We start from the raw sequence: 23,821 nt of genomic DNA, 5'->3' as shown, positions 1-23,821 counted from the left end.
CAGCACCATGCCGGACCGGCCCCGCTTGCGGGGTGCCTTATTCTACTGCGTTATTTAAATAACACGGCCGCTTTTTGCACCGTCAGCCACACGCCGATCGCCAGCGGAATGCCGACCGCCAGCCAGCCGAAAGCCACCGCCGCCGGGCTGGTCACGCCGTTCGACGCCACCACCGTGCCGCTCGATGCGGCGGCGTCGCGCTCGTGCGCCAGCTTCTTCTCGGCGGCCAGTTCGGCCTCGCTCATGAAGTGCTTGTCGGCCACCGGGCGCACCATCAGGTTGCACAGCAGGCCAATCACCAGCAGGCCCGCCAGCACGTACATGGTGATGTCGTAGGCCTGCGCCTTCGGCACGCCGTGGGCGATCTGGTACTCGCGGACGTACGTCACCAGAAATGGGCCGAACACGCCGGCCATCGACCACGCGGTCAGCAGGCGGCCGTGGATCGCGCCCACCATCTGGGTGCCGAACAAATCGGCCAGGTAGGCCGGCACCGTTGCAAAACCGCCACCGTACATCGACAGGATGATGCAGAAGAAGCCGACGAACAACGCCAGCTGCGCGCCATGCGCCATCGATGGAATCAGGCCGTACAGCGCGATGCCCAGCACGAAGAAGATGCCGTAGGTGGCTTTGCGGCCCAGGAAGTCCGAGCACGAGGCCCAGACGAAACGGCCGCCGATGTTAAACAGCGACAGCAAGCCGGTGAAGCCGGCGGCGATGGCGGCGATCTGGCCCTTCTGCGCCAGCGTCAAGTCGTTGAACGCGACATTCACGCCCAGCAGCTGGCCGGCGAAGATCTCCTGCAGCAGCGGCGAAGCCATGCCGAGGATGCCGATACCTGCCGTCACGTTCAGGCACAGCACCAGCCACACCAGCCAGAATTGCGGTATGCCCCACACCTTGCTGGCGTGGACGTGGCGGCTGGTGATCATGGTGTTGGCGCTGGCCTTGGCGGGCGGCGTCCAGCCAGCCGGTTTCCAGCCGGTCGGCGGCACGCGGTACGACAGCGCGCCGGCCATCATGAAGACGAAGTAGATCGCCGCCATCACCAGGAAGGTCTGCCACACGCCGACCGAGTCGGGCGTAGCGAAGAACTTCATCAACTTGTCGGCCAGCGGCGCACCGATCATCGCGCCGCCGCCGAAGCCCATGATGGCCATGCCGGTCGCCATGCCGCGGCGGTCCGGGAACCATTTGATCAGCGTCGACACCGGCGAGATGTAGCCCAGGCCCAGGCCGATGCCGCCGATCACGCCGGAGCCCAGCCACATCAGCCAGATCTGATGCTGGTACACGCCCAGCGCCGAGATCACCAGGCCGCCGCACCAGCACAGCGCCGACACCACGCCGGCCTTGCGCGGACCGGCGTGTTCCAGCCAGCCGCCGAACAGCCAGGCGGCCAGGCCGAGGAAGACGAAGAACATGGTGTACATCCAGCCCAGCATCGAGATCTGCCAGTCGCAGGTGGACGACAGGATCTTGGCCATCAAGTCCATGTCGGCCGGACAGGCCAGCGCTTCCTTGATGCCGAGCGCGCGCGACAGCGGCAGCCAGAACACGGAAAAGCCGTAGGCCATGCCGATGCACAGGTGGATCGCCAGCGCCGCAGGCGGCACCAGCCAACGATTGAAGCCGGACCCCGCTACCGTCCGCTCCTTTTCCAGAAAATCAAAAATTGCCATATGAAAAGCCCCTTTTTATTCATGTAACTTGAGTACATGTTTCCCAAATACAACTAAGGGCGGGAGCGTAGCATAAAGCTAGTGACTTGTCTTATGGATAGCGTTTCAAATCGTCTAACGAAAACCACAGTTCTTTGCGGGCCAGCGGGGTTTGCGGGCTCAGCAAAGGATTGGGAAGCTGGATGATCAGGCGCTGCTCGAGCCTGGCGTTGCGCAGCAGGCGGCCGTAATGCAGATAAAACAATTGCTCGAAGCTGCCGTCGGCCAGCGCCGCCTCCAGGCCTAGCCGAACCGCCTCGGCCAGCGCCGGGTTGTTGCGGTTGACGAAGAAATAATCGGCGGTGGGATAGTGCAGCACGATGTGGGTATCGATCGCCAGTTCGGGATGGTGCGCCGCTTCGGCCCAGATCTCGTTGGCCGAGCGCGGCGTCCAGTCAATGCGGCCGGCGTTCAGCATGCCGAACAGGCCGCTGTACACGGCCACCGGATGCACCTTCAGCCCGCTATGCCGCAGTATCTCCAGATCCGGCCAGTCATGCCCCTGGGCCGTGCTGAAGCGCTTCAAGTCCTCCAGCGAACGCACGTCGCGCAGCAAATCCTTGTGGTCGGCGCGCACCAGGCCGATGCGCCAGCCGATCAGCCCGCGCGTCATCGGGATCCGCACCGGCAGCAGCGCGGCCTCGCGCTCGATCGAAGTCATGGTGCCGATGATATCAATGCGCCCGGAGCCGGACTGTAACTCCACCAGCGCGCGGTTCTGCTGCATGCGGGTCGGCGACAGCTCGACCCGGTACTGGGCGCCGGTCTTGGCCAGCGCCAGCTGCAACAACGCCAGGCCGTATTCGCCGCGCTCGTCGTCGATGCTCTCGGCGCGTGGATAGTGGATCAGGATGGGTTCGGCCGCCGCAGCAAGCACAGACTCGGCCGCAAGCAGCATCAGGCAGGCGCACAGCATTCGGCGTAGCGTAGACATATCTCCAGTTCCACCAAAGTATCTCCATGACAATAGTCACCCAGTTGCCCGGCGGCGTCAAGTCTGCTGAATTTTTAATCAAACACGTGCATTCAGAGGCGCACGGGTGTACACTTTCAACACTTGCCGAAGGGAAATATCATGGCCATCGCCGCACTCAGCTCAGGAATCACCGGTCTCAACGCTTCCGAACGGGCGTTGGGCAACAGCGCGCACGCGATCGCCAACCTCGGCACCCAGGGCTTCCAGCCGACCCAGGCCGTGTTCAAGGAAAGCGCCCCGGCCGGCAGCGGCGTGTCGATCTCCTTCCAGGCGCAGCAGCTGCAAGCGGCGGACGCGCCCAGCGCCACCAACCTCGCCACCGAGACCACCAACTCGCTGGTCTACAAGGCGCAATTCGATCTGTCGGCCAAGGTGATCCAGGCCGCCGACCAGAATATCGGCACCCTAATCAATACCAAAGCTTGACAGGGTCTGGCCGAATCGGCACATTGAAGTCTGCCGAAGAGGGAGACCCATGATAAGAGACCAGGAAACGCTGAACATTCTGCTCGATAGCATCCGCCGCTTCGTGCGTGAACAACTGGTGCCGCACGAGCAGCAAGTGGCCGACACCGACGAAATCCCTCCCGCGCTGGTGGCGCAGATGCGCGAACTGGGCCTGTTCGGCCTGTCCATCCCCGAACAATACGGCGGCCTGGGTCTGACGATGGAAGAGGAAGTGCTGGCCGCGTTTGAAATCGCCCGCACCTCGCCCGCCTTCCGCTCGCTGTTCGGCACCAACAACGGCATCGGCTCGCAGGGCATCCTGATCGACGGCACCGAGGAACAAAAGAACACCTGGCTGCCGCGCATGGCCTCCGGCGAAGTGGTTGGCTCCTTCGCGCTGACCGAGCCCGGATACGGCTCCGACGCCGGCTCGCTCGCCACGTCCGCCGTGCGCGACGGCGACCACTACATCATCAACGGCACCAAGCGCTACATCACCAACGCGCCGGAGGCCGGCGTGTTCACCGTGATGGCGCGCACCGACAGCACCCGCAAGGGGCCCAGCGGCGTCTCGGCCTTCATCGTCGAACGCAGCACGCCCGGCATCTCGCTCGGCAAAAACGACAAGAAGATGGGACAGCAAGGCGCCCACACCTGTGACGTGATCTTCGAGAACTGCCGCGTGCCCGCCACCAGCATCATCGGCGGCAAGGAAGGCCAGGGCTTCAAGACCGCGATGAAGGTGCTCGACAAAGGCCGCCTGCACATTTCGGCGATCTGCGTCGGCGTGGCCGAGCGCATGCTGGATGACGCGCTGCGCTATGCGATGGAGCGCCAGCAGTTCGGCCAGCCCATCGCCGAGTTCCAGCTGATCCAGGCCATGCTGGCCGACAGCAAGGCCGAGATCTACGCCGCCCGCAGCATGGTGCTGGACGCCGCCCGCCGCCGCGACAACCGCGAGGACATCTCCACCGAAGCCTCCTGCTGCAAGCTGTTCGCCTCCGAAATGTGCGGCCGCGTGGCCGACCGCGCGGTGCAGATCCACGGCGGCGCCGGCTACATGTCGGAGTACGCGGCGGAGCGTTTCTACCGCGACGTGCGGCTGTTCCGCATCTACGAAGGCACCTCGCAGATCCAACAACTGGTCATCGCCCGCAACATGATCAAGGCGGCCGAGGCCTGATGGAGGCCATCGCCACCGCCCACATATTGGCGACGCTGCCCGAGCGCCTCAGCGGCATCCCGCGCCGCTGGGCCGAACGCGCGCCGCAGGCGTGGGCGCTGCACGACGGCGCGCGCCACTGGACCTACGCCGAACTGGCGGCGGCCGTCGATGAAACCGCCGCCCTGCTGCGCGCACTGCAAGTGCGGCCCGGCGACCGTCTGATGGTGGTCGGCGAAAACTGCGCGGCGCAGGTGGCGCTGATCTTCGCCGCCGCCGAGGTGGACGCGTGGATCGTCAACGTCAACGGCAGGCTGTCCGCGCGCGAGGTGGACCAGATCCGCGGTCACAGCGGGGCGCGGCGCGTGATCTACCTGTCGACGCCCACTTCACCGGAATCCGCCGCCCACGGCCAGCGCCATGCGGCCGTGCTAACGCCCTCGCCGTTCGGCCCGTGGATGATAGGCACGCTCAATCCCGACTGCGCGCCGGAGCCGGTGCACGCCGACTCGGCGCAGCAGGTGGCGGCGCTGATCTACACCACCGGCACCACCGGCCAGCCCAAAGGCGTGATGCTCACGCACCGCAACCTGCTGTTCATCGCCGCCGTCTCCAGCACCCTGCGCGGCCTCACGCCCACCGACCGCGCCTACGGCGTGCTGCCCATCACCCACGTCTACGGCCTGGCCTCGGTCATGCTGGGCACCCTGTACGCGGGCGCCTGCCTGTACCTGTGCCCGCGCTTCTCGCCGGACGCCGTGCTGAAGGCGATCCGCGACGACGACCTGACCATCCTGCAAGGCGTACCCGCCATGTATGCGCGCCTGCTGGAGACCCTGGGCGCTGGCGAACAAATCAAGTCCCAGTTGCGCTTCATCTACGCCGGCGGTTCGCCATTGGCGCCCAGCCTGAAGGCGCAGGTGCAGCAGTTGTTTGGCCTGCCGCTGCACAACGGCTACGGCCTGACCGAGACTTCGCCCACCGTCAGCCAGACCCGCCTCGACCAACCGCGCAACGACGCCTCGGTCGGCCAGGTCATCCCCGGCGTCGAACTGCGCCTGGTGGACGCCGGCGGCGACGACGTAACGCCCGGCGCCGACGGCGAACTGTGGGTGCGCGGCCCCAACATCATGGCCGGCTACTACCGCGAGCCAGAACTGACGGCGGCGGCCATGCGCGACGGCGGCTGGCTCAACACCGGCGACGTCGCGCGTCAGGATGCGGACGGCGCGCTGTTCATCGTCGGCCGCACCAAGGAGCTGATCATCCGTTCCGGTTTCAACGTCTATCCGCTGGAAGTGGAGACGGTGCTCAACGCCCATCCGGCGGTGACGCAATCGGCCGTGGTCGGCCGCAACGCCGCCGACGGCAACGAGGAAGTGGTCGCCTTCGTGGAAATCGATCCGCGCCATCGCGTCACGCCCGAAGAATTGCAGCAGTACCTGGCGGGCCTGCTGTCGCCTTACAAATGCCCATCCGAGATCATCGCAATGCAAGCCCTGCCCGCAGCGGCAACCGGAAAGATATTGAAAGGACAGCTGCGGCAACTGGCACAAAAATAACCACAACGGGAGACCAGCATGAAAAACACGACAATCGCGGCACTGATCGCGATGGCACTGGCAAGCGGCGCGCGCGCCGAGGAATTCACCGTCGGCGCGGAACTGCCGCTGACCGGCGCATTGGCCCGCGTGGGTTCGGGCATGCAGGAAGGCGTGCTGGTGGCCGCCGAAGTCTTCAACAAGACCAACGGCAAGCACAAAATCAAGATCATCACCATCGACGACGAATCGGCGCCGGCCAAGGCGGTGGCGGCGGTGGAAAAGCTGGCCAGCCAGGGCGCGGTGGCGATCACCGGCGGCTACGGCTCCAACAACATCTCGCCGGCGTCGGATGCGGCCAACAAACTGGGGCTGGTCTACATGACCTCCGGCGGCGTGGACGATAGCTTGGTCAACAGCGGCCGCAAGAACTTCTTCCGCATCAATAACACCGCAGGCTACGAAAAAGCCGTACTGGGACTGCTGGCCGACATGGGCGCGAAGTCCGTGTCCATCGTGTTCTCGACCAAGGAGGCCACGTCCGACCTGACCGCCTCGGTGCAGAAGGCGCTGACCGCCAAGGGCATCAAGGTCACCACGCACTCCTTCGATCCGGCCATCACCGACTTCAAGCCCATCATCAACAAGATCAAGCTCCAGGACAAATCGGAGGCGATACTGATGGTCGGCTACGAGAACGACTACGTCGGGATCCTGCGCGCCGCGCGCGTGCTCAAGCCGCCGGTCAAGGCAATGATCGGTGTGTGGTCGCTGGCCACGCCCAAGATGGCCGCCGAGTTCCCGGACCTGATGCCCAATGTGTACGGCACCGCGCTGCTGCCCTTCCCCGCCGTCTTCGACACTGCGGACGGTAAGGCCTTCGCCGACGCCTACAAGGCGCTGTACAAGAAGGAGCCGGACTACCTGGGCCAGTTCGGCTACGTGCAGGCGTCGCTGCTGTTCGAAGCCATCGCCCGCGCCGCCGACAAAGGCACAGTGAAGAAAGGCGGCGTGGCCGAGGAGCTGCGCAAGACCGACCGCGAAACGCTGATCGGCCGGGTGCAGTTCGGCGCCAACGGCGACAATCCCAACTTCGTGCACCGCATGGGCCAGCACCAGGGCAAGAACATCGTCATCGTCTGGCCCAAGGAGACGGCGACCGGCAAGATGGTGTATCCAGGCCTGCCCTGGTAAGCCGCCGTGACGGAACTGATACTCCAGGCGCTGTATTCCGGCCTGCTGCAAGGCGGCTCCTACGCGCTGATCGCGCTGGGACTGGCGCTGGTGTTCGGCACCATGCGGGTGATTAACCTGGCCCACGGTGAGCTGGTGCTGCTGGCGGCCTATATCGCCTACTCGGTGGAGTCGGGGCTGGGGCTCAATCCGGCGTGGGCGATACCGGTCGCGGTGGTCGTGGTAGGCGCGACGTCGGCCGGCGTGTACTGGGTCGTCAGCCGCATCAAGAAGGACAGGGAGATCAATTCGCTGATACTCACCTTCGGCATCGGCGTGATCCTGACCAATCTGATCCTGCTGATCTGGAAGGCCGACGTGCGCTCGACCAGTTCCAGCTGGCTGCAGGAAGCCTTCGTGGTCGGGCCGCTGTACAGCATGCGCAGCGAGTTGATCTTCTTCGTGGTCAGCCTGGTGTTGATGGGCGGCTTGTGGTGGTGGCTGTCGCGCAGCTGGTATGGGCGCGCGCTGCGGGCCGTGTCCAGCAACCGCGACGCCGCCAAGTTGATGGGCATCGCGCCCGGACGCACGGAGCTGGTGTCGTTCATCGTGGCTGGCATGCTGGCCGGATTTGCGGGTGTGGCCTTGTACAGCTATGGCGTGATCCAGCCCGCGTATGGCGGCGCGTTGACGGTCAAGGCCTTCATCATCACCGTGCTGGCGGGGATAGGTTCGATTCCCGGCGTGCTGCTGGGCGCTGTGCTGCTCGGCGTGGCCGAGGCGCTGACCGTCACGCTGGCCAGTTCCGCCTTGCAGGAACTGGCCGGCATGACGCTATTCCTGCTGGTGCTGCTGGTGATGCCGAATGGCTTGATGGGCGCGGCCCGGAGGCGCGGATGACCCCGCACGGCGGCAGGGAGGGGTCAGACCCCGTACGGGGTCTGACCCCGGCGTCCGGGTTGCGGGTTGGCGCTCAATCGAAGTCTGCAAGGCTAGTCTACGGCTTGCTGATCGCAGCTGCATATTTGGTCGTTCCCGCCGTTCTGGGTTCCAACAACTACGTCATGAGCCTGATCGTCGCGGCCATGGTGATCGGCTGCGTCGCCCTGTCCTGGGCGCTGCTGGGGAATATGGGCGGCATGGTCAGCTTCGGCCACAGCGCCTTCTTCGGCGTGGGCGCCTATGTATCGGCCATCGTCACCGTCAAGCTGGGCGTGCCGGTGCTGGCGGGGATCGCGCTGGGCGGCGTCGGCGCGCTGCTGGCGTCCGTGGCGATGCTGCCGGTGCTGCGGCTGCGCGGCCCCTACTTCGCGCTGGCCATCCTGGCATACGCCCACATCTTCCGCATCCTCGCCACCGAATGGAGCTCGCTCACCGGCGGCTCCGGCGGCATCGCCAACATCCCGGTGCTGCCGACCATCTTCGGCTACGACATGAGCGGCAAAACCGGCGCCTACCTGGTGATACTTACCATCGTGCTGCTGTTCGCGCTGGCCTACCGCACCATCCGCGCCAGCTACTACGGCATCGCCCTGCGCGCCATGCACGACAGCGAGGACGCCACCCGCGTGGTCGGCGTCAACAGCACGCTGCTCAAAGGGCTGATGCTGATGGTGTCCGCCTTCATGGCGGGCGTGGCGGGCGCGTTCAACGCCCACTACATCAACTTCCTCGAACCTGACTACGCCTTCAACGGCGTGTGGGTGACGGTGCCCATCGTCGCCGCCATCTTCGGCGGCTACCGCAGCATCGCCGGGCCGGTGGTCGGCGCGCTGGTGGTGTACCTGCTGGACCAACTGGTGTTCAAGTCGCTGATACCCACCGGGCATCAGCTGGTGTTGGGCGGGCTGCTGGTGGCGATGATCATCTTCAGCCCCACCGGCCTGCTTGCCCTGCTGCGAAGGAAAAACCATGCTTGAGTTGAACAATCTCTCGGTCCGCTTCGGCGGCCTGACGGCGGTCAACGCGGTCAACCTGACGGTCGGCACGCACGACGTGGTCGGACTCGTCGGCCCCAACGGCGCCGGCAAGACCACGCTGTTCAACGCCATCTCCGGTCTGGTGCGGCCGACCGGCGGCACGATACGCTTCGACCGCCACGACGTAATGCGCACGCCCATCTACCGGCGCGCGCGGCTGGGCATAGGCCGCACCTTCCAGATACCGCAACCAATGCATGAACTGACGGTGCGCGAGAACCTGATAGTGGCGCAGCGCTTCGGCACCGGCAAGGTCGACGAGGACAAGATAGACGAGATCCTGGAGTTCACCAGCCTGGCCGACAAAGCCGATCGTGACGCCGCCACCGAGCTGGCGCTGACCGAGCTCAAAGCGCTGGAAGTGGCCAAGGCGCTGGCCACCACGCCCAAGCTGCTGTTGCTGGATGAAGTGCTGGCCGGACTGGAGACCAGCGGCAAGCGGCGCTTCATGGGCATGTTGAAGGAGATGCACGCGCGCTTCGGTGTCGGCATCGTCATCATCGAACACGATATCGAGACCATCAACTCGCTGTGCCAGCGCGTGGTAGTGCTCAACTTCGGCCAGTTGATCGCGGACGGCACGCCGGACGAAGTGTTCAACGATCCGGAAGTCATCCGCAGCTACACGGGAGCGGCGCATGCTTGAAGTAGACCAGATACGCGCAGGCTATGGCGCGATCAACGTGCTGTGGGATGTATCGCTGAAGGCCGAAGCGGGCAAGCTCACCACCATCATCGGCCCGAACGGCGCCGGCAAGACCACGCTGCTGCGCGCGATCATGGGACTGGCGCCGCTGAGCGCCGGCGAGATCCGCCTGGACGGCCAGCGCCTGAACGGCACGCCAACGTGGGAGATGGCGGACCACGGTATCGCCATGATCCCCGAAGGCCGCATGGTCTTCCGCGACATGGGCGTGGAAGAAAACCTGATCATGGGCGCCTTCCACAAATCGCACCGTGCCCATATGAAGCAGCGGCTGGAAGAAGTCTACGAAATGTTCCCCCGCCTGCGCGAACGCCGCACGCAACTGGCCGGATCGCTGTCCGGCGGAGAGGCGCAGATGCTGGCAATGGCGCGCGGGCTGATGTCCAACCCACGCCTGTTGATTATCGACGAACCCTCGCTCGGCCTTGCGCCGCTGGTCGTCAACGAACTGTTCGAGATACTGGAAAGGCTCAAGGCCGGCGGCCGCACCATCATCCTGGTTGAACAGAACACCGAACGCGCGGTGGCCGCGGCGGATCACGTCTACCTGATGCAAAGTGGGCGCGTCGCCCTGTCCCAATCGGCATCCGAAGTCGAGCTCCAGCATCTCCACGACCTTTACTTCGCCCGTTGAAGTGGAATTCCTCAGATTTGATTTGACGCATTACATCAGACGACCGGCGGTTTCCGCCCCAACTCGGACCTTCGTGAAGATAATCAGCTCAGTGCCCGAGTCAGTGTGATCACTCCTGCACCGACAGCCATACCATATGGAATTATAACTTCGGGAATAATCTCGCTACGCACCAATAAAATCACGATTGAAGACAAGGTTACAAAAAATTCGATCCATCGGGGGAACGTAAACGTTAGTTCTCCGACGCCTGTCGAAGCCTGTTGTTCAAAGTTGTGCAATATTGCATCATGACCCGCCATTTCTGGAGTGTACAGAAACGCAAATTTGACATCTATCACTGTCGAGCCGCTCCGTTGCTCGAATCCATTATGTGGCCACCTCCGCGTGTTACTTGGCACAAGCGCAGTAACTCGGACATATTGATACTGGCCACTATTTCGCTCTTGCTCCATCCTGGCCTCAATTGGAGCGGCATTGATCCATCGTGGCGGCTTGGCGTGAAACACCCGCTTCAAGTCTCGAAAGATCAAGAAATTAAAGACCTGGGTTCTGCAATCGGCATATTGAGAGGCAATGCTCGACCGTGCCTTACGCGCGTCGTCGGTATGAATAAACCGCCAAAACGCATAGGCCAAGACGACCAAAACCACAACCCATATCTTGTTGGTCTCTTTCGGTAGTTGAACGTCAAATACTTTATTCGGCAACTTCAGCTCGAGATATGCGGAGACAAGGATGAATCCACTCAAAGCCACTAGGTTGCGACGAACCTTATCCTTGTCGTCTTCGTACATATTAAAAGATCCTATAGTTGATCAAACAGACGAAAAATCAACGAGTGGAATTAGGGGCAGTTCTCGAGGCATTAGTACGCATAAGTATGCATAGGGTCAGTTCAGGCGTTCTGCCATTCCTGGAAGTCTCTTTTGGCCGATTGTGGCAATCACATCATATTTAAAGCTAGGCTACTTATTGCCGTTTACCGCATCTCCAAAACCTCTTCCTAGCTCATATGTAACGCGGTTCCCCCACGCGAGAAAATCCTTCTCCTTACCAGCGTACGAACCAAAAGTCTCTATTTCACTGGGCGCCGGATGTCGAACATCAGCCATGCGATGTAGTGTAATTTTTATCATGGCCGGGTGCGCTGGTTCAGATGAGGTGGTGAAAACATAGATAAATGAATCTGAGTTCGGATCGATTTTCGTGTAACCATTTGTAGTTTTTCTCACTTTTTTCTGATATTTTTCCAGCTTGGCTAGTTGGGATTCACAATTTCGAATACTTTCGGCCGAGGAAAAACCTTCCGCTGGCAGCGTAATTTCGTCTGCGCAAAATGCCATTTCTGAAATAAAAAATAACGAAATAAAAAATATTATTTTCATGTAGCCTTCTAAGGTTGTTTATTCATGCAGTTGCGCAATACGACGTCGTCCGTTTCTGGCCGAATGCCATATCTGCAATTTCATCCATGATAATCAATATCTCCGCAGGTAGGGTCAATATCCTTAACATGATCGACTGGCGGCGACTGGAAGAGTGGAACGTGCTCACGCGCCAAGTACCAGGTTAGGTAAGCACCTAATATTGGCACAAGCAAGATAAAAGCAGCTTGTGCCCACCGTTGCGCAGGCTCGTAAAATGGCGAAGCCAATACTTTTCGCATGGCGATTGCATCAAGGGCAAGCGCCACCAAGGCGAGCGCGAGGAGAATCCATCCGGTTGAAGTATGTATGCTCATATGATCTTGAAGGGCAGCTCTTGGCCGAACTCGGCCGACGGCGTTCAGGATAGCAGCTTGCCAATCAGCAAAACTCACGAATTCTCACTTTAGACTGAAGCCGCCCTAACTCGGACCTTCAAATTTATTTACCAAATTCATCCAACATCGGACAATCGCATTTGAGAATGCCGAACTGCTCCTGTACCGAAGTCGCGCAAAACTACGAAGCCCTTCGGCTAGAATTCTGAAGCGAGATTGCAGTGTGCACAATTTCTTCCTGTAGATTTTCCATATCTCAACGTCAGAGAAAATGGCTTTCCACATCTTGGGCATCGGAATAAGGTTACCCGCATGAGACTGTACGCAAAAATAACAGCAGGAAGCAGCGGAATCAGATCACTAACCCCACTAGTTGACTTTATCCATTTGCTAGCAAAAAAGCACACTACAGTGCAGACAAACGAAGCGACGCCGATTCTGTTCCAGCGTCTAAACACCTTGAATTCTTTCGAGTACATCACAAGTACCTCTCTAGGCACACCTTGATTGGGGCTATAGCCATCGGACACCTTTTATCCGAACTCCTCCGTAAATTCAGCTGCGACCGTAGCCGAATTCAGGCGTTTCGCCGACTCTGACATAATTGGCACGTTTGAATCCGAAATCCATACAACCAGGAACTTTTCTGTGTCGCCGAATGCTCCTGCCTTTTTTGCTGCCTCAAGGCCGTTGACCAATGATTCCAACAATCCGCCAACGAACGCAACTTCGCATTCGTCCATCAGGAAACTATCATGCTCACGCGAATGCTGCGATTGGAAGAGCTTGTTCGCCTCTACCAGAACGGAATTAGTATTGCCGAATTCGTCGCGCTCCCAACTCGTCCATTCGTCCACAGAGAACCGGTGGTAACGATACAGATTGTCTGAGACTGGGACCTTGATATCACTTTCGCTATTGGTCACAACAACGACACCACGCATGTCGTGGGACTCACCTAGAAGAAGCGCGTATCCGTAAAACTCCCTGCCGATTGCTGCCAACCTTGCCACGTGCTTCTCGATATCGTGCGTTACTGCCGCAACCAACGCGGGTTGGATTTCCTCAAGCAACGAGTTCACTTCATTGATGTTCAAATAGTATCTCCTATCCCTTTACCCACTTGTGGACTCAAAAGCTTATAAAGTCGAGGGGCGGCTTCTGGCCGGTGCCAGAAGTTCGCACTCTACTTCTTCGGCTTCGGAATTAAAAATTTTGGCGGAACAGTCCGAAGAAAAATGCAAAGCGCACCGAACGCAATGAAACCGGTAATTTTAGCCAGGCGAGAGCCGGGAAAGAGCAACTCCCACACCACCGCGCCAGCAATGACCAATCCCAGAACGATGGTCACAATATTGATGTAACGCTGCATATTTTTTCGGTCCATCTTCTGCTCCAAAACACTGGCCGCGTGGCCGCTAGATGTCTCTTTTGCGAGAAAAAGTCTGCCAGCAAAAAATCATCGCTAAGACCAGAGAGATGACGGACAACCCGGTAACCAAATGCTCAGGTAGAAGGGCCGGAAATACCTTATCGAAGATTGTGTAGCTTAGCGAAAAGGCGAAAATCAACGAGGGCAGCCATTGTTTTTGCCAAGCAAAGCTGGCCATCGCAACAGTCGAACCTACAATACTTAACATCGTAGCGAAGTGCATTCCTAACCTCACAAATTTTTATGTCCGGTTGTGGCCGATAGCGACGAGTACTACAAGCCCTGCGCCTTTTTGTAATCGGTCAATGCTGCCTGAAGTGTTTGTGCCATATCGTCGCAATCCTGACGCCACACGTAGTCCACATCGGATTTAGTAATGACCACCGTGTATCGATTGGCCACACGCTGCCCATCCCATTTCAGGAGTACGACCGCGCCGTCTGCTTGAACTTCTTCAATTGTTGAAAGGAATTGATCGAGCATATAACCCTTTGCAAAATTTTTTACTGACGAGCGAACGGCAGTTGCTGGCCGACATCGGAACTCTGACGCCATCCAAATTAAAACACTGGGATATCAGTGTCACATCCCTATAAAGGTCCGGCACGCATTCTTGAGTCGCGTAGCAAAAGTCTCGGCCGGAACACTGTCCCCCACCTTCGGATCGGAGCGTACAACGACGGACTCCCACCCGTCATAATTCCCGTCGCACTCCTGGGCGAGCTTATACAAGGGCAAAGTGACATCGTCAATTCCGTTCATGCTTGGAATATCACTGCGGAAAAGTTGAGCGCAGAACTTTCCATCGTCTTCACGCGTTGTGAGCGCACGCACCGCAAAGCCGAGCCTGACTGCGCCCGCGACAAATGAGTCCCTTCCAGCCACGTCAGCAAATTCAGCCCAGTGATCCACCTCCCGGGCAACGAGCAGCTTGTCGCCATTACGCTCCAGTACTACGCAGACGCGGCGATTCTCAATAGACTGGCGATTAGCATCGCTGGGGTACAGATAAGAGAGGTAGGTCGACCAAGCTGAATCCTCACGGCTACCTATTTCGTATTGGTAGTCGGGGAAAGCACGCAAACATTCGGCGACGCGATCTTGCCAAATAATTCCGTCCTTAATGTAGAAATAAAAATCACGGTGTCCGTCCGAAGTGCAGCGCCCCACATAATTCACCTCGCCGCCAAAACACAAAGTCTCCAGTGCGTCTTCAACCGCAATGAGCTTGTCGTACTCTTCGCTGCTCGACATGCCATCCTCCCGGGGGGTAACCATTGTCAAGCGCACGTAGGCCATAAAAGGATGCGTCTCAATTGGCAACATTTTGATGGTCCCCAGATCCACATAGATCGAGGCGAGCTTGTCATCCACAGTACAAAAATAGAAATCCCAATCTTCTGTCATCGTTGTCACTTATCATATTCCGCTAAGGAGGCGGCGTGTTTGACTGCTTACAGCCGTTATGCGCCTGGTTCTGTCCACCACCTTTGGTAACTCTCTCTGACCTCGGATTTGAGCTGAGCCGCCGATATGTCTGGTGGAGATGACGGTTCGGGCGAGTAGCAGTCACATGCTGTGAAAACTTGATCCATGATTTCGCAAAACACACGGTCGTCAACGACTCTGGCCTTACCTGCATTAATATGCTCCCATAGAGCATCCCGGTCCAAACGCCATTGCTGCATAAAACGGATAATGAACTCATCAGCCGACAGCGCGTCTTGAACGAATTGTGCCATTGCGTCCTGATAAATCTTCTGGTGGCGAAGATATGTCATTTCCATTCAGGTCTTCTTGTCACTGACGAACGTCGGTTATTGGCCGCTAGCAGCGTTCATCACGGTGAGCCGCACGAAACGCATTCAAAAAGTCTCTTGGTGCACCAGAATTTTTGGCAAGCCCATCGGCAGCCGTGCTGACGTAGAAATCCAAGAACTCGGAAACAGCTCCGTCGCCGCGAGCGACATATGCCTCGACGAACACTTCCATGCAACGGTAAGCATCCCGAAGTGAAATCATTTGGTCGAATTCAGAGGCGTTTAAATCAGTATTCATGGTATCGCAAGGTTGGGAAGGGGTTGCTGCTGGCCGAACGTTGCCGCACTCTTCTCAAGAGTCAACGGTCAAATTTCAACGCTTTATCTAAAGCACTTTCAAGGTCTTCAATGGCCACAACTGCCGCGGGCATAAGCACCTTTGCCTGCAACGCTAAACAGTTTATCTCAACCCTTAGACTGTCTGGCCGGTGATTTCCTGGAAACTTGCGGAGACAGAGGCTAACGGTAGCGTCGTCTTTCCAAACGCTGGTGTCTACCGACCAGTTCTCGTCTTTAAACGAAAATATACAGCTGCTGTGCCTGGCGTCCCATATCGACGGGCTATACACCCACAGCGAGTTCCGAGCCTCCCAGACCTCAGTTCGCACCTCAAAACTCTTTTCGGGCGACACCGACATAATTTCCATAGTAGTTCCATTACTTAGCAAGGCGGAAGGCGACCGGCAGCTTCTGGCCGAACTGAGTCGATTATACAAATCCACCTTTGAGATCCGAGGTCGTCGCGGCGAGCTCCTCGTTTAACCCACGAAGAATTTTTTGCAGAGCTACCTGCTCTTCATCAGCATTTTCAGGATGAAGTGCTCGCGCAATATGCCGGGCCGCGTCCGCAAGTATCGTCCCCCAGGCCAATTCCTCGTCAACGCCCATCCCGTCCCTGTACATGCCGATCTTCAATGAGCAATGCAATTGCTTTTCAGCTACCCATACGCGCAGCATTTCCACCGATGCCGCGTCCCTTTGTGCTGCTGCAGGTATTGGACGTTCGTTCATACAAATCTATCTTCAAGTTTTAATGGCGGCTGTTGGCCGAACTCGGCCGATGGTCGTCATAGTAGCATCTTGCTCTTTCGAAAAAGGCGTGCATTGTCACGCCAGCCAGACGGCAATTCGAAACGCCATAAAGTCCGGAGAGTGTTCGCAGAAAATATGAAATTTTCCGCGATAGAGGGGAACACTTATAAACGAAGATTATCAACGAAGCCTGATGCGGTCAGAGAAGTCGGTCGCCTTGTCAGCCGCGCGCGCCTTGGCGGTGATGTGCGCTTGCTGCCGCAGCGAATCGAAGCCACCCTGCCCGGCCAGCGCGCCGATGTCGTACAGGTAGCGGTCCAGGTAACCGGACACCAATAGTCTCCAGTCCAGCGGCAAACCGGGATCGATGCGGCGCGCCATCTCGAAGACGATGGTGGTGCAGTTGGCGGTCAGTGTGTTGTAGAAGCGCGGCTCGCGCTTGAGCAACGCGCCTTCGTCCAGATACGACAGGAACAACGAGCGCATGACTTCCGGCGGCATCTTCAGGCGATACAGATACATGTCCTCGCCACGCGCATTGGTGCGCACGCGCAGGATGTCGCGCTCGTCGGCGGCGATCAGCACGGTCTCGAAGCGTTTGAAGAAACCGGCGATGCCGTCGAAACTCTCGCCGCGCTCCTTGCGGATCTCGATCGAGAACGTCAGGTAGCGGCCGTCGGAAAAGCCGAACGACACCAGCGTATGCGCGATCGCCGGCCCCATCCAGTACGACATCGCCACATCGACCGACTGCAACTGCTTCAGGTCATACGACCGCTGCTCCCAGCGCTGCGTGTAATCGGCATCGCTGCGCCAGTCAAAATTGCGAACTTGGTCCAGTGTGACGACGCTGCCCTGCACGCGGCCCGTGACCATGCGCGCCACATCGTCCGCCCAAACCCGGTCGTGACTGGGTTTGATCGTGCTCCACCAGCCCATCATCACCACAACCGCAAGCACCCACGGCAGCAGCACGCGCGCGCTGCGACGCCACCACCACCCCAACAGCGTCGCCACGCTGAAAACGCCCCAAACCACCGCCACGACAGGCGCGGCCTGGAACCACAGCGCGCCGCCACCCCACAGCGACAGGCACAACATCAACAAGGAGGCGCACAGCTTGCCGGCAAGGATCAGGTATTTTTTTAGCATGCCCGATTATAGGGGCATTAGTCCTCCTTATCGTCGACGCTGCTCCTGCCCCCGATCTGGACGAATATTAGTTTTACTGCAATACTTACGATCACGCCGATTATTCCGATGAGTTCCAACATGGCGGTTTCCGTAGATGGTGAAGAGACGCTTCACTGTAACGGCGCCACGCTTATCAATCCAATATCAAATACGGCGTCCAACTATCTCGAAACGGCATAACGGTGATTTCCCTTAAACAGTTTAAATATTTTGTAGAGATCGTGGAGGCCGGCAGCTACTCGCGCGCGGCGGAAAAACTGTACGTCGCGCAATCGGCGCTGAGCCGGCAGATCAAGGAGCTGGAAGACGAGCTGCAAACCCAGCTGCTCACGCGCGACTCGCGCCACATCGAGCTCACGCCGGCCGGCAGCCTGTTCTTCGAGCGCAGCAAACGCATCCTCGAGGACATCGACCACACCGTCGTCCAGGCGCGCCAGGTGGGCCTGGGCGCGCAAGGCCTGATCCGTTTGCAGCATTCCAGTTCGGTGATCCTGACACCGGCGATGACGGCCGCGCTGAGCCGGCTGCTGGCGGAGTTCCCCGGCGCGACACTGGAAATTTCGATGGCGCCGTCGGAGGACCAGACCATGGACATCGAGGAAGGCCGCGCCGATATCGGCCTGATCCGCATGCCGACCCTGCGCAAGTATCCGCACATCCAGGTGCGCGAGCTGACCACGGAGCGGCTGGTCGTGGCGGTGTCGCAGCATTCGCCGCTGGCCAAGCTGGACAACATCGAACTGGCCAGCCTGAGCAAGGAACCGTTCATCTCGATCCCGCACAAGGACCGCGGCGGCCTGAGCTACCTGGTCGCCAACCTGTGCCTGGACCAGGGTTTCTTCCCGACGCCGGCGCGGGTACTGTCGCGCAAATCCTCGCAACTGAGCCTGATCGAGGCCGACCTCGGCATCGCCATCGTGCCGGAGTGCATGCAGCTGATGGCGCCGGCCGGCGTGCGCTTCATCCCGCTTTCGCGCGGCGCCCTGATCACCAAGGTCGGCCTGGCCAGCCGGCGCGAAGCCGAGCCGCTGGTGACCGCCTTCGCCGACGCCCTGGTCCGCGAGCTAAATCCGGGATTGTAGCGGGCGACTGATGGCGCTGGCTTGTGGCACACTGCAATCCTGTAGACAGGGCAAGAGGAAAGCATGAGCGCGGGACCGGACGACAAGGATCCAACAAAGCCATCGGAGCATCGGCGCAGCAGCGACCGCGACCGCCGCGCGTCGCGCCCGGAGATCGGCACGCCGAGCTATCTGGACCCCGGCGACACCGTCTTCAGCCTGTGGGGCCGCGTGCTGATGGCGCGCTACCGCCGCGTCGCCGTCGCCGTCACGCGCCACATCATCCAACGGCCGCTGCACATCGGCGTCTCGGCCCGCATCTTCCATCCGGAACCCGGCGCAACCGGCCTGCGCAGCAAGAACCTGCAATACCTCGAAGAGTCCATCGCGCAATGGGTGATGTCGCGCGATGTGCTGGTGTTCATGATCCCGACCGTCAACACCGACGGCCTGCTCCACCCCTCCAACATCCGCCTGCGCGACTACGCCAAGCACCTGGACGGCCTGGTGCTGCAAGGCGGCGCCGATGTCTCGCCGCAAAGCTATTCGGAAACGCCGACCCGCCCCGAATGGGGTGGCGACCGCGCGCGCGATATGTACGAGCTGGAGCTGCTGCATGAATTCGTCGAGGCGGGCAAACCGGTGCTGGGCATCTGCCGCGGCTGCCAGTTGATCAACGTCGCCTTCGGCGGCACGCTGTACCAGGACATCGCCTCCGACGTGCCCGACTCGCTGGCCCACGTCAACGACGACTACGACCGCAACCGCCACGAAGTGAGCTTCCCGGCCGGTTCCTCGCTGGCCAAGCTGTTCAAGGGCAAGAGCGCCGGCCTGGTCAACTCCATCCACCACCAGGCCGTCAAGACGCTGGGCCGCGATATGGGCGTGGAAGCGCTGTCGGTGCCGGACAATATGATCGAGGCGATCCGCTACCGCAAGGCGCCCTTCGTCATGGGCCTGCAATGGCACCCGGAATTCCACCAGGCCGGCGGCGTCGAACTGCTCGACTGCACTGCCATCCTGGACAACTTCCTGCGCGTGGCGCGCGAGACCCGCTTCTAGGAAAATATTGGCCGAGGATGCTTGCCGGGTGTAAACTCAAGGGATACACCCAACGAGGCCTCCCATGACGTGTTTGCGTAGCGCCACCATGATCGCTGTCAGCTCTCTGATACTGCCCTGCGCCGCCGAAAACACCATCAATGTCGCCTACAGCGAACGCCCGCCCTACATGGTGTCCATGCCCGACGGCGCGCCAAGCGGACTGACCGGAACACCCACCGTTAATGCCTTCAAGGCCGCGGGCATACCCGTCAATTGGCAAAAGATGCCGACCAACCGTCAGCTATTGATGATCCGTGACGCCACCGCGCTGAACTGTGCAGTCGGCTGGTTCTGGACTGCCGAGCGCGAAGGTTTCGCCAAGTTCACCAAGCCGATCTACCGCGACAAGGATTGGATGGTGCTGGCCAATACCGCCCTGGCCGCGCGCGGCGACACCTCGCTGCACCAATTGCTGCAACGGCCAGAAACCCGCATCATCGTGAAAGACAATTACTCCTACGGCACCGAGCTGGACAAGCTGCTGGCGCCGCGCAAGGCCGCGCTGGCCGTGTCCACGGCCGCCGCCGGCAAGATGGTGCAGTCGATCAGCAAGGGTGTGGTGGACATGATGTTCATCTCCGAGGACGAAGGCCAATATGTCATGGCCCACCATCCCGTTTCCGAGACCGGCAACCTGCGCCTGCTGCACTTCAAGGACATGCCGCACGGCCCGGAACGCCACGTCATGTGCAGCAAGAGCGTGCCGGACGACGTCATCATCCGCCTGAACAAGGCGATCGCGCTTAAATAAGCAGCTGCCGAAAAATTGGAGCTGGTCACAAACTGTGACCACCTCTTCAGGCTGAAATTTTTTCTTCCTTAGCCGATCACGCGCCCCGGAAGCGCTGGATCGCCGCGTCGACCATCCCTTCGGCGCTGCCGCTGCGGTCGAACTGCTGGCGCAGGTAGTGGGCGTCGCTGCCCTCGTGCGTGACCTGCACCAGATGCTGCAAGCCCGCCGTGCCGCCCAGCGCCGCACCATGCGGCTCCATCTTGCGCAACGTGGTCAGGATGTCCTCCCGCAGCGACAGGCTCTCATACGTCTTCGGATGCACCAACGTGCCGTCCAGGCCGAAGCGGCAGGCCTGGAAACGGTTGTAGTTGTAGACCAGGTAGTCGTCCTCCGCCGGCGCCTCCTCGCGCCGCTCCAGCAGGTAGCGGCACAGCGCCTGCAGATACACCGCCAGCGCCGCCGCCCGCTCCACCGTCAACGGCGTGTCGCACACGCGCAGCTCGATGGTGCCGAACTCCGGCTTGGGCCGGATATCCCAGTAGAAGTCCTTCATGCTCTTGATGACGCCGGTGTGCTCCATCTTGGCGAAATACTCGTGCTCGAAGGTCGTCCAGCTTTGCGTGAACGGCGCCCGCCCGCTCATCGGGAAGGCGAACACGGAATTCAGCCGCGCCGAATTGAACAGCGTGTCGTTGCCCTGCACATACGGCGACGACGACGACAGCGCGATGAAGTGCGGCACGTAGCGGCTCAGCGAATGCAGCAGGAACAGCGCATCGTCGCCCGAGGCGCAGCCGATGTGCACGTGCTGGCCGAAAATCGTAAACTGTTTAGCCAGATAGCCGTACAGCTCCGACACTTCCTTGAAGCGCGGCTTGGAAAAAATCCTGCGCTCCGACCATTTCTGGAACGGATGCGTGCCGCCGCCGCAGATCCCGATGTTGAGCTGCTCGCCGGCCTGCACCAGCGTGTCGCGGATCACCTGCAACTGCGACACCAGCTCGCTGTGATGCGTGTGCACGTCGCTGTTAATCTCGATCATGCTCTCGGTGATTTCCGGCGTGACGTTGCCGGGAAATGGCTTGCGGCTCAACAGATGCAGCAAGTCCGGGCTGGACGCGGTCAGATCGAAGTCCGACAGGCTGACCAGTTGCAGCTCCAGCTCCACACCCATGGTGAGCGGCTGCGATGATTTGAAGGGTTCCAATGGCATGTTAATGCTCCTCTTTAGCGGCGGTTTCATTCGCCCAGATCAGCGCCCGCTGCGTGATGATGGGGCCTACCACTTCCAGCAACAGCGTCATGGCCGCCAGCGCGGCCAGTTCGTCGACCAATACAATGCCCATGTAGCGGGTCTGTTCCAGCAGCAGCGTGACGAACACCGACATCGGCGACAGCGCGATCCCGGTCAGCACGCCCTTGCGCCACGAGATGCCGCCGACGTGCGCGAACGCCGCCACGGCGGCCGCCTTGACCAGGAAGCGCGCCAGCACCAGCACCACGCCCAGGCCGGCGCCGGCCACCACGCGCTCCCACTCCAGCGTGGAGACGGCGAACACGAACAACAGCACCGTCAGCAGTTCGCCGATGCCGCCGAAGTTGCGCTCGGTGCGGCTGAACGCCACGCGGCTGTGGCGCGCGGCCAGGCCGAAGGTCAGCGTCGCCAGCACCGGCGAGACGTCGAAGGCATGCGCCAACGCCACCAGCAGCACCACGCCCATGGCGAAGGCGACTGTGCCGTCCTGCGCGATCGCGCCCAGGCGGCGCAGCACGGCCGGCACGATAAAGCCCAGCACCGCGCCCATCACGGCCGACATCAGCAACTCGATCAGGCTGTGCGACACGGCTTGCGTCAAACTACCCGAGGTCTGGAACACCCAGAAGCCCACCACCACCTTGAACACGAACACCGCCAGCACGCAGTTGATGGCCACCAGGTGCAGCACGCGCTCGGTCACCTGGCCCGAGCTGTCTTCCTCGTTAATCACGCGCAGCACACCGGCCGGCGAAGTGGACATGGCCAGCGACGCCAGCAACAGCGAGGTCAGCGACGGCATGCCGGTCAGGTGCGAAATCAGATAGACCACGCCGAAAGTAGCGGCCGATTCGGCCAGCCCGCTGACCGCGATCCAGGGATTAATCCGCAGCCAGTGCAGATTGATGCGATAACCAAATTCAAACAGTATCAGTCCGAAAGCCAGGTTGGCCAACAGGGTCACCGTGCTCGAGGCGCCGCTGCTCAGCGCGGTCGGAAAAGCCTGCGCCATTAAAAAACCGACCAGGCCGTACACGCTGATGCGCGGCAAACGGGTCCAGCGGTGTATGAATTCTCCTGACAGCCAAGCCAGCGCAATCGCCAAGGGCCAGCCTAGTTCGGCCATGAAGACCTGAATATCCGGCATGTACTTCTCCTTTTAAAAGATACTTGTACAATTCTGTACAATTACTGGCATTTTGACTGTGCGCTAAGAAACATAAGGGAGCAACATGCTTGAACTAATCAGCGAACACGCCTGTTTTGGCGGCGTACAGCGTTTCTACCAACGCGCGTCGCGCGAGATCGGCCTGCCGATGCGCTTTTCCGTTTTCATTCCAGTCAAGGCCGCCGAAGGCCGCGTGCCGGCGCTGTTCTACCTGGCCGGACTGACCTGCAACGAAGAGACTTTCATGATCAAGGCCGGCGCCCAACGCGCCGCCGCCGAAGCGGGCCTGATCCTGATCGCGCCGGACACCAGCCCGCGCGGCGCCGGCGTCGATGGCGAAACGGACAACTGGGATTTCGGCGTCGGCGCCGGCTTCTATCTCGACGCCACGCAGGAACCGTGGGCCACGCACTACCGCATGTACAGCTACATCCACGAACTGCGCGAACTGGTGGTGCGGGAACTGCCGGTGGACGCCGAACGCATCGGCATCTTCGGCCACTCGATGGGCGGCCACGGCGCGCTGACCATCGCGTTGAAGCGGCCGGACCTGTTCCGTTCCGTCTCCGCCTTCGCGCCGATCGCGGCGCCGTCGATGTGCCCGTGGGGTAAGAAGGCCTTCAGCGGCTACCTCGGCGACAATCCCGGCGACTGGGAACAGTACGACGCCAGCCTGCTGATGGCGCGCTCGCACACGCCCTTCCCGGCCGGCATCCTGATCGACCAGGGTTTGGGCGACAAGTTCCTCAAGGAGCAGCTGTATCCGGAAGTGTTCGAAGCGGCCTGCCGCACCGCCGCGCAGCCGCTGGAACTGCGGCGGCATGCGCGTTACGATCACGGCTACTACTTCATCGCCAGCTTCATGGAAGACCACATCCGCTTCCACGCGCGCTGCCTGGCGGCGCTGTAGCGCCA

Annotated in this window: 27 protein-coding genes; 12 read left to right on the top strand and 15 right to left on the bottom strand. The window is 60.4% G+C overall.

Annotation, left to right across the window (positions count from 1 at the left end):
* Positions 1-50 precede the first annotated feature (50 nt).
* Positions 51-1,685 (bottom strand): OFA family MFS transporter, encoded by a 1,635-nt coding sequence (locus tag RUGAMON1_RS03330; RefSeq protein WP_445229153.1) that lies wholly within the window; start codon positions 1,683-1,685, stop codon positions 51-53.
* 91 nt (positions 1,686-1,776) lie between these two features.
* Entirely contained in the window at positions 1,777-2,658 is an 882-nt protein-coding gene (locus RUGAMON1_RS03325) for a substrate-binding periplasmic protein (RefSeq protein WP_445229152.1), read from the bottom strand.
* Between the two features lie 141 nt (positions 2,659-2,799).
* Between RUGAMON1_RS03325 and RUGAMON1_RS03320 the strand changes: the two genes are divergently transcribed.
* The 8 genes from RUGAMON1_RS03320 to RUGAMON1_RS03285 all read left to right on the top strand — a co-directional run bounded on the left by RUGAMON1_RS03320 (position 2,800) and on the right by RUGAMON1_RS03285 (position 10,342).
* Complete coding sequence (locus RUGAMON1_RS03320) at positions 2,800-3,126, top strand: flagellar basal body rod C-terminal domain-containing protein (protein ID WP_445229151.1); 327 nt, start codon at positions 2,800-2,802, stop codon at positions 3,124-3,126.
* Between the two features lie 49 nt (positions 3,127-3,175).
* Positions 3,176-4,330, top strand: a complete 1,155-nt coding sequence (locus RUGAMON1_RS03315) for an acyl-CoA dehydrogenase family protein (protein WP_445229150.1) — start codon at positions 3,176-3,178, stop codon at positions 4,328-4,330.
* Positions 4,330-5,871 carry a class I adenylate-forming enzyme family protein gene (locus RUGAMON1_RS03310; protein ID WP_445229149.1) on the top strand — a complete coding sequence of 514 codons (1,542 nt, stop codon included), beginning with the start codon at positions 4,330-4,332 and terminating at the stop codon, positions 5,869-5,871. The genes RUGAMON1_RS03315 and RUGAMON1_RS03310 overlap by 1 nt, the downstream gene beginning before the upstream one ends.
* Positions 5,872-5,889: 18 nt before the next feature.
* Positions 5,890-7,044: an ABC transporter substrate-binding protein gene (locus tag RUGAMON1_RS03305; protein ID WP_445229148.1), complete on the top strand. Its 1,155-nt coding sequence runs from the start codon at positions 5,890-5,892 to the stop codon at positions 7,042-7,044.
* A gap of 6 nt (positions 7,045-7,050) precedes the next feature.
* The gene (locus RUGAMON1_RS03300) at positions 7,051-7,923 is read left to right on the top strand and encodes a branched-chain amino acid ABC transporter permease (RefSeq protein WP_445229147.1); all 873 of its coding nucleotides are present in this window, start codon (positions 7,051-7,053) and stop codon (positions 7,921-7,923) included.
* A gap of 164 nt (positions 7,924-8,087) precedes the next feature.
* The gene (locus tag RUGAMON1_RS03295; protein WP_445229146.1) at positions 8,088-8,942 is read left to right on the top strand and encodes a branched-chain amino acid ABC transporter permease; all 855 of its coding nucleotides are present in this window, start codon (positions 8,088-8,090) and stop codon (positions 8,940-8,942) included.
* Positions 8,935-9,648: an ABC transporter ATP-binding protein gene (locus RUGAMON1_RS03290; protein WP_445229145.1), complete on the top strand. Its 714-nt coding sequence runs from the start codon at positions 8,935-8,937 to the stop codon at positions 9,646-9,648. The genes RUGAMON1_RS03295 and RUGAMON1_RS03290 overlap by 8 nt, the downstream gene beginning before the upstream one ends.
* Entirely contained in the window at positions 9,641-10,342 is a 702-nt protein-coding gene (locus RUGAMON1_RS03285) for an ABC transporter ATP-binding protein (protein ID WP_445229144.1), read from the top strand. Before RUGAMON1_RS03290 ends, RUGAMON1_RS03285 begins: the two co-directional genes overlap by 8 nt.
* 83 nt (positions 10,343-10,425) lie before the next feature.
* Here RUGAMON1_RS03285 and RUGAMON1_RS03280 read toward each other — a convergent pair whose 3' ends face one another.
* The 11 genes from RUGAMON1_RS03280 to RUGAMON1_RS03230 form a co-directional block, all read right to left on the bottom strand.
* On the bottom strand, positions 10,426-11,139 hold the full coding sequence (locus tag RUGAMON1_RS03280; protein WP_445229143.1) for a hypothetical protein: 714 nt from the start codon (positions 11,137-11,139) through the stop codon (positions 10,426-10,428).
* A 171-nt stretch (positions 11,140-11,310) separates the two neighbouring features.
* Positions 11,311-11,730, bottom strand: coding sequence for a hypothetical protein (locus RUGAMON1_RS03275; protein WP_445229142.1), 420 nt, complete (start codon positions 11,728-11,730; stop codon positions 11,311-11,313).
* 80 nt (positions 11,731-11,810) lie between these two features.
* Positions 11,811-12,086: a hypothetical protein gene (locus tag RUGAMON1_RS03270; RefSeq protein WP_445229141.1), complete on the bottom strand. Its 276-nt coding sequence runs from the start codon at positions 12,084-12,086 to the stop codon at positions 11,811-11,813.
* A gap of 554 nt (positions 12,087-12,640) precedes the next feature.
* Positions 12,641-13,204 (bottom strand): DUF4303 domain-containing protein, encoded by a 564-nt coding sequence (locus RUGAMON1_RS03265; RefSeq protein ID WP_445229140.1) that lies wholly within the window; start codon positions 13,202-13,204, stop codon positions 12,641-12,643.
* Positions 13,205-13,293: 89 nt separating this feature from the next.
* A complete protein-coding gene (locus tag RUGAMON1_RS03260) occupies positions 13,294-13,494 on the bottom strand; it encodes a hypothetical protein (RefSeq protein WP_445229139.1) in 201 nt (66 codons plus the stop codon).
* A gap of 318 nt (positions 13,495-13,812) precedes the next feature.
* Positions 13,813-14,022: a hypothetical protein gene (locus RUGAMON1_RS03255; protein WP_445229138.1), complete on the bottom strand. Its 210-nt coding sequence runs from the start codon at positions 14,020-14,022 to the stop codon at positions 13,813-13,815.
* Between the two features lie 99 nt (positions 14,023-14,121).
* A complete protein-coding gene (locus RUGAMON1_RS03250; RefSeq protein WP_445229253.1) occupies positions 14,122-14,946 on the bottom strand; it encodes a DUF695 domain-containing protein in 825 nt (274 codons plus the stop codon).
* A 56-nt stretch (positions 14,947-15,002) separates the two neighbouring features.
* Positions 15,003-15,326 (bottom strand): colicin immunity domain-containing protein, encoded by a 324-nt coding sequence (locus tag RUGAMON1_RS03245; RefSeq protein ID WP_445229137.1) that lies wholly within the window; start codon positions 15,324-15,326, stop codon positions 15,003-15,005.
* Between the two features lie 40 nt (positions 15,327-15,366).
* Positions 15,367-15,597 carry a hypothetical protein gene (locus RUGAMON1_RS03240; protein WP_445229136.1) on the bottom strand — a complete coding sequence of 77 codons (231 nt, stop codon included), beginning with the start codon at positions 15,595-15,597 and terminating at the stop codon, positions 15,367-15,369.
* A gap of 470 nt (positions 15,598-16,067) precedes the next feature.
* Complete coding sequence (locus RUGAMON1_RS03235) at positions 16,068-16,370, bottom strand: DUF5076 domain-containing protein (protein ID WP_445229135.1); 303 nt, start codon at positions 16,368-16,370, stop codon at positions 16,068-16,070.
* A 201-nt stretch (positions 16,371-16,571) separates the two neighbouring features.
* Positions 16,572-17,543, bottom strand: coding sequence for an Lnb N-terminal periplasmic domain-containing protein (locus RUGAMON1_RS03230; protein WP_445229134.1), 972 nt, complete (start codon positions 17,541-17,543; stop codon positions 16,572-16,574).
* A 224-nt stretch (positions 17,544-17,767) separates the two neighbouring features.
* Here RUGAMON1_RS03230 and RUGAMON1_RS03225 point away from each other — a divergent pair, with 224 nt between their 5' ends.
* The 3 genes from RUGAMON1_RS03225 to RUGAMON1_RS03215 all read left to right on the top strand — a co-directional run bounded on the left by RUGAMON1_RS03225 (position 17,768) and on the right by RUGAMON1_RS03215 (position 20,501).
* Positions 17,768-18,667 carry a LysR family transcriptional regulator gene (locus tag RUGAMON1_RS03225; RefSeq protein ID WP_445229133.1) on the top strand — a complete coding sequence of 300 codons (900 nt, stop codon included), beginning with the start codon at positions 17,768-17,770 and terminating at the stop codon, positions 18,665-18,667.
* Between the two features lie 63 nt (positions 18,668-18,730).
* Positions 18,731-19,708: a gamma-glutamyl-gamma-aminobutyrate hydrolase family protein gene (locus RUGAMON1_RS03220; protein WP_445229132.1), complete on the top strand. Its 978-nt coding sequence runs from the start codon at positions 18,731-18,733 to the stop codon at positions 19,706-19,708.
* A gap of 64 nt (positions 19,709-19,772) precedes the next feature.
* A complete protein-coding gene (locus RUGAMON1_RS03215; RefSeq protein WP_445229131.1) occupies positions 19,773-20,501 on the top strand; it encodes a transporter substrate-binding domain-containing protein in 729 nt (242 codons plus the stop codon).
* A 76-nt stretch (positions 20,502-20,577) separates the two neighbouring features.
* On the opposite strand, the gene RUGAMON1_RS03210 is transcribed toward RUGAMON1_RS03215, so the two are convergent.
* Positions 20,578-21,696: a YbdK family carboxylate-amine ligase gene (locus RUGAMON1_RS03210; protein ID WP_445229130.1), complete on the bottom strand. Its 1,119-nt coding sequence runs from the start codon at positions 21,694-21,696 to the stop codon at positions 20,578-20,580.
* Between the two features lies 1 nt (position 21,697).
* Positions 21,698-22,885, bottom strand: a complete 1,188-nt coding sequence (locus RUGAMON1_RS03205) for a cation:proton antiporter (RefSeq protein ID WP_445229129.1) — start codon at positions 22,883-22,885, stop codon at positions 21,698-21,700.
* Between the two features lie 85 nt (positions 22,886-22,970).
* Here RUGAMON1_RS03205 and fghA point away from each other — a divergent pair, with 85 nt between their 5' ends.
* Positions 22,971-23,816, top strand: a complete 846-nt coding sequence (gene fghA, locus RUGAMON1_RS03200; protein ID WP_445229128.1) for an S-formylglutathione hydrolase — start codon at positions 22,971-22,973, stop codon at positions 23,814-23,816.
* The last annotated feature ends 5 nt before the right edge of the window (positions 23,817-23,821 follow it).

The sequence above is a fragment of the Duganella rhizosphaerae genome (assembly GCF_040364205.1).
Classification (GTDB): domain Bacteria; phylum Pseudomonadota; class Gammaproteobacteria; order Burkholderiales; family Burkholderiaceae_D; genus Rugamonas; species Rugamonas rhizosphaerae.
The sequence above is the reverse complement of the archived record's forward strand: the minus strand, read 5'-3'. Positions and strand labels throughout refer to the sequence as shown.